Here is a 6,188-nt window from a genome sequence, read left to right on the forward strand (position 1 = left end):
GTACTACGCAAGAAGGGCGAGAAGAGGAGATAAATCAGCGAGAGATACATTGATTGGGGCAAACTTAAGATTGGTAGTTAAAATTGCACGTCAGTACTCTAGAAGAACGACATGTAGTCATAACATTTTGGATTTGATCGAAGAAGGTAACCTTGGTCTTATCCGTGCGATAGACAAGTTCGATCCTGAGATGGGTAATCGTTTGTCGACTTATGCTGTTTGGTGGATTAAAGAGTTTATCGAAGCATCTCTTCTCAATAAGGCAAGAACGATCCGTTTACCCATTTATGTTCAAAAAGAAATCTTTAGGCTTCACCGAGAAACACAAAAGGTAGCAAAAGAATTGAATCGAGAGCTGGCAGTTTCAGACATTGCAGACAAAACAAACAGAAGCATGTCTGAAATCCATGAATTAATCGAACTCAGTGGTTTCATGACTACCGTATCAACAGTTGGTACCGATTCAGACCCCATTTTACCTCCTGAAGAGTATGAGGATTCCAAACCAGAAACTATAGATGACTTATTGTATCACCCCGTGCTTTTAGAGAAGCTAGATGAACTAATAGATTTACTGTCAGAAAAAGAGAAAACTATCATCATACATAGATTTGGTTTACGAGGCGAGATTCAAAAATCACTCGGTGAAGTAGGTGGATTAATTGGGTTATCCTATGAGCGTGTACGGCAGTTGCAAAAGATTGCTCTTGGTAAACTAAGACGTAGGTTCATCAATGCTGGATGGGTTTTCTAGTTTGATATAGTCGCCAGAATTGTGAACGCCCTTAAAATTTCACTTAGGGTGCTCTGAATTACCTTAACTATAATCGGAATCAAGGTTTATCCTTTCGAGTTGCTATAGACCAAAACCAAGCATGTTTAGCTTGGGTTCCTGATGACGTTGCAAGTGAAGGGCCGAGATGGTAGCTTACTTTAGTTGTACCGATTCAGACCTGATCTGACCGTATGATTAATCTTGTACAATATAGCTTTTTACCATATTGGTAACTTTTTCTAGTGCTTCTTTACGCTCTTCAAGGTAGTCATATCTATTATAGATACCCTCTACACCTTTCAACTTATGGTTTAAACAGCGCTCCGCGATATGGCTAGGAACTTTTACTGAAGCGAGTAGGCTACGGCATGTGCGGCGTAGATCGTGAACCGCAAAGTGTTTGATATCGCCCATTTTATTTGGTGGTTGTACCTTACGACCGGGCTCTCGACCAAATAGCTTTGAAATAGCCCTGTTCAGTGTGTCTTTGCCCATGTGAGGTACTTTGCTTTCCCTTCTGTTTGGGAAGACGTACTCCGAACGACAAGCTCGCATATTCAGTTCTTTAAACCACTCTACGCACAGCTCCGGAAGCGGAATAGTGAAACCTGTCCCAGATTTGCTCCGCTCCGCTGGTAGGTGCCATAAAGCATTATCTAGATCGAACTCATCCCATTTTGCTTCTGCTAGCTCTGATTTACGAACTCCAAGACAAAGAAGCAGTGCACAAGCTAGGTAGTTGTCTCGATTGAAGCTATAAATGTTTTGGTTGAAGACGGAAAAAACACGTTTAATCTCTTCCAGCTCTAAGACCCGATCTCTACTTTCTTCAATGCCACCAGCATCATAGTTAGAAAATGCTAGTGCAGGGTTAGACTCAATAACACCAATTTTCATACCGTGTTTAAAAAGCTGCTTACAATACATTAGCGTGTCGTTAGCTGTGGTTGGACGGCCACTGTCAGCGACTATTTGGATGATGTTACGGATATCTAAAGGTGTGACACGTTTCAACGTGTATTGACCAATTTGTGGAGAGATCTCTTTCTGGTAGATACGCTTAGGTATATTGGGGTGCTTGAGCCTTTTGGACAAATCCTTGTACCAGTCTTCGAAGAGATCATCGATTATTTGTATATCAGCTTGTTTACTCCGCTTTCTTTCTGCAATTGGGTTAATCCCTTCGCTTATTTGCTTTCGAAGCTTAGCAGCTTTCAACCTTGCATCGGCAAGAGAAAGTTCATCGACCTTGCCAATTGTCACCTCCTTTCTTTTCTTAAAAAGGGTGTACCTTAGCATCCAGTACGGTCGACCTACTCTAGGAATCATTAGATAGAAACCATCACCATCGGCATGACGACCTGTTTTTTGGTCTTTTACTATCGACTTAACTTGGTTGACGGTGAGATTACCCATCTCTATCTCCTTGAATTTATAGCTCTAATCGAAGTTATCATTACATTACCCTCCAGAGGTGGGGAGTATGTTGTGATATTTATACTACGGCGGGGAGTAAATAGCAAAATACTACCCACATTACTCCCCGTTTGTTAGTGGCTGTTGATGAATTTTATGGATGTGTATGGATGGTGAAAATAAAAAATCCCTTATAAGTAAGGGATTTGTGGAAGTGTGTGGAGTAGAGGGGAATCTATTCTATATTTTGGATCTGCTCACGCATCTGCTCGATCAGCACTTTCAGTTCTACGCCGGAGGCGGTGATGTCGGTGCTGATTGATTTCGAGGCCAGTGTGTTCGACTCGCGGTTGAATTCCTGCATCATGAAGTCGAGACGACGACCACAGGCGCCTCCTTTTTTCAAAATGTTGTTGGCTTCTTTCACGTGTGAATCGAGGCGATCCAGCTCTTCCGCTACGTCGGATTTCTGAGCCAGCAGGATCAGCTCTTGTTCGACTCGGGAGGGTTCCAGCTCGACTTTGGCTTCTTCGAATTTATTCACCAGACGCTCACGTTGCCATTCGAGAATCTCCGGCATGCGCGCACGTACTTTCACCACCTCTTCACTGATGGCGCTCAGACGCTGCTCGATCAGAGCCTTCATGTTGTCGCCTTCACGGCCACGGGCTTCTATAAAATCACTCAGCGCATCGTCGAAAGCCAACAGCAGATCTTTATTGATGGCATCCATGTCTTGCTCCGGCGTCTCCATCACACCAGGCCACTGCATGACTTGGAAGGGATTGATGCGGCTCAGCTCGCCGGTCATGTGCATCACCTGATTGGCGGCTTTGATGACCTGATTGGCCAGCGCTTCGTTGATCGACAGTTCGGCACTGGCCGCCGGATTGGCTTCAAAACGCAGACTGCACTCGACTTTACCGCGTGCCAGGCGTTTGCGGAAACGATCACGCAGCAGCGGCTCCAGACCACGGAACTGCTCAGGCAGGCGGAAGTAGGTTTCCAGATAACGTTGGTTGACGCTGCGGATTTCCCACACCGCGCTGCCCCATTCTGCCTTGACTTCTTTGCGCGCGTACGCGGTCATGCTGTAAATCATCGATTTGTCCTTCGCTTAGCAATTCGGAATATCAAACTGTCGGTATAGTAGCATAGAAATGCAGCGCGTGGATGGGGTCAAACTCACCCTAGGCACCCGGCACGGATTCCTATATAATCTTCGCCCAACCCAATTTGTCTCCCCATTAATTACAGGTAACAGCCCATGCGTCCAGACGATCGCAAGGCGGATCAAGTTCGCCCAATCAAAATTACCCGCCATTACACCGCGTATGCGGAAGGCTCTGTACTGGTCGAATTTGGCAACACCAAAGTGCTGTGTAATGCCTCAGTGGAAGAGAATGTACCGCGCTGGCTGAAAGGTCAGGGTAAAGGGTGGGTGACCGCGGAATACGGTATGCTGCCACGTGCAACTCACTCGCGTACTCGTCGCGAAGCGGCGAACGGTAAGCAAGGCGGCCGTACCATGGAAATTCAGCGTCTGATCGCCCGCAGCCTGCGTGCTGTGGTGGATCTGGAAGCGATGGGCGAAATTATGATCACGGTTGACTGTGATGTGATTCAGGCCGACGGCGGTACGCGCACGGCGTCGATCTCCGGAGCAAGTGTGGCGATGGCCGATGCGTTTCAGACACTGATCGACAGTGGCAAACTGAAAAAGAACCCGATGAAAGGTCACGTGGCGGCGGTTTCCGTCGGCATTCTGGGTGAAGACGTGCTGTGCGATCTGGAATACGTGGAAGATTCAGCGGCCGATACCGATATGAATGTGGTGATGACCGAAGAAGGCAAGATGATCGAGATCCAGGGCACCGCCGAAGGCGAACCGTTCAGCCATGAACAGTTGCTGGCGTTGCTGGAGAGTGCCAAGACCGGCATCAGCGAGATCGTCGCCGCGCAGAAGGCGGCCTTAGCCAATTAGTTTTTTAAGTAGCTCCCGAATGGGGGCTATTTTTTTGCCTCGGATCTGGTACTTATGTTGTGCCAGTCGATATCGCGAGTTTTGTTAACCCGTCCGGTCAGACACCGGACACAGGAAAATGAGAGAGTATAATGAAAGCATATCAGCGTGAGTTTATTGAGTTTGCCTTAGAGAAAGAAGTGCTTAAGTTTGGCGAGTTTACTCTGAAATCCGGTCGTAAGAGCCCTTACTTCTTTAACGCTGGTCTGTTTAACACTGGCCGCGATCTGGCGCGTCTGGGCCGTTTCTACGCGGCGGCGCTGGCCGATTCTGGTATCGCTTTTGATGTGCTGTTTGGTCCGGCGTACAAGGGGATCCCGATTGCCACCACCACGGCCGTGGCACTGGCCGATCACCATGATGTGGATACGCCCTATTGCTTTAACCGCAAAGAAGCCAAAGATCATGGTGAAGGGGGCAATCTGGTCGGCAGCGCACTGGAAGGTCGAATTATGCTGGTGGACGATGTGATCACCGCGGGCACCGCGATTCGTGAATCGATGGAAATCATTCAAGCCAACGGGGCGGATTTGGCCGGTGTGCTGGTTGCCATCGACCGTCAGGAAAAAGGCAAAGGCGAGTTGTCGGCGATTCAGGAAGTGGAGCGCGATTTTGGTTGCGCTGTGATTTCGATTGTCAGCCTGAGCGATCTGATCCGCTACCTGGAAGAGCGCGGCGACAGCGACGACCACTTGGCGGCGGTAAAAGCGTATCGCGCTGAATACGGCATTTAAGCTACGCAGTGGTCTGTGACACAAAAAAGCTGAGGTTGCTGCCCCAGCTTTTTGTTGGTTCATTAATCCTTCTAACGTAAAAATCAATTAATATACCGTAGAATATTAATGTTATGTTTAATTGGATATTAACTTTTAATTGATATCCAAATTCTCTAGAAAAATACGTTCTAGATAACTTTCCATTTTAAAAGAACCTATTACAGATAAGTGATCATCATCGAAATAGAATGACTCATTTTCATTTCCAACTATACACGTTTTAAGATTGCAATAAATATTAGTTGGATCAACTATAACAACATTTTTAAAGTTTTTACTAATACTTATAATCTTTGAGTTGACGAATTTCTGAAAATTAATATGATCTTTATAACTTACAGATAAAGATGATAATTTTTCTAGTTCTAACCCACTTATTGACGTTGAATCAAAATATATTTTATCTGCATTTCTATGTTGCATCGGAACTTGCAATAATAATATTACTTTTTTACCATATTTATTATACTCTGATAATGTTTTTTCCAGCCCAGTAGTAAACGCATTAATAGACTCAAATTTATCTTTGTTTTTCATTCTGTTCGTTAATGAAAGGTATTGCATTCCTTGGCCTGAGTATGATCCATTTGTATAATATGTCCATCTTGCAGCTAGGTAAATGATGTCTATATTGTCGATAGAGTATTCAAATGTTTTTTTATTTAGGCGTTGACAATTTCTTTTTTCTGAGTAGCTTCTGATAGGGTACACGTCTAATAATGGAGGACAACCACTAAAGCCTACGTATTCTAATCCGATATTATTTTTATTTGCTATTTTTTCTATGACAGGTAGTGACGAATACATATGTGAATCTCCTAGTGCTAATATTCTCTTAGTGCCTTTAGATATTTCACATGTGAAATTCGTTTTATTTTGAATGTATTCTTGATCAAAGCATTCATAAGGTTTTCTAGCGATAGAGTCGACGGCATCTTTGATGTGGCTATACTTTATTGGACTCACTTCATTTTGTTCTATAAAAATTGACGTTGAAACAACTATAGTAAATAATAAAAAAATAACATTTATATTTATTTTCTTTTCGATGTATGAATAAGAAAAGTAACCTAAAACAATGCTTATAATGACCATTGATACCTGACTTATGATATTTAAACTGATGTTAAATATAGATGCAAACACAATGACTGGCCAATGCCACAAATAAATTGAATAAGACCATATTCCTATATAA

At 44.1% G+C, this 6,188-nt stretch carries 6 protein-coding genes; 3 read left to right on the forward strand and 3 right to left on the reverse strand.

Annotated elements, in window-relative coordinates:
* Positions 1-754 (forward strand): sigma-70 family RNA polymerase sigma factor (locus CAG64_RS04270; RefSeq protein ID WP_161489277.1); only part of this gene is annotated, 754 nt, incomplete at its 5' end.
* Positions 755-970: 216 nt separating this feature from the next.
* Here the strand turns inward: CAG64_RS04270 and CAG64_RS04275 are convergent.
* Complete coding sequence (locus CAG64_RS04275) at positions 971-2,191, reverse strand: tyrosine-type recombinase/integrase (protein WP_161457464.1); 1,221 nt, start codon at positions 2,189-2,191, stop codon at positions 971-973.
* A gap of 235 nt (positions 2,192-2,426) precedes the next feature.
* Positions 2,427-3,293, reverse strand: a complete 867-nt coding sequence (locus CAG64_RS04280; RefSeq protein WP_161457465.1) for a YicC/YloC family endoribonuclease — start codon at positions 3,291-3,293, stop codon at positions 2,427-2,429.
* Between the two features lie 165 nt (positions 3,294-3,458).
* On the opposite strand from CAG64_RS04280, the gene rph reads away from it, so the two are divergent.
* Together rph and pyrE are read left to right on the forward strand one after the other, a co-directional pair.
* Positions 3,459-4,175 carry a ribonuclease PH gene (gene rph, locus CAG64_RS04285; RefSeq protein ID WP_021704604.1) on the forward strand — a complete coding sequence of 239 codons (717 nt, stop codon included), beginning with the start codon at positions 3,459-3,461 and terminating at the stop codon, positions 4,173-4,175.
* A gap of 131 nt (positions 4,176-4,306) precedes the next feature.
* Positions 4,307-4,948, forward strand: coding sequence for an orotate phosphoribosyltransferase (pyrE, locus tag CAG64_RS04290; RefSeq protein ID WP_161457466.1), 642 nt, complete (start codon positions 4,307-4,309; stop codon positions 4,946-4,948).
* A gap of 135 nt (positions 4,949-5,083) precedes the next feature.
* Here pyrE and CAG64_RS04295 read toward each other — a convergent pair.
* On the reverse strand, positions 5,084-6,188 hold a 1,105-nt coding region (locus tag CAG64_RS04295; RefSeq protein ID WP_161489278.1), incomplete at its 5' end, for an acyltransferase family protein.

Source organism: Vibrio sp. V38_P2S17PM301, from assembly GCF_009904845.1.
GTDB lineage: Bacteria > Pseudomonadota > Gammaproteobacteria > Enterobacterales > Vibrionaceae > Vibrio > Vibrio proteolyticus.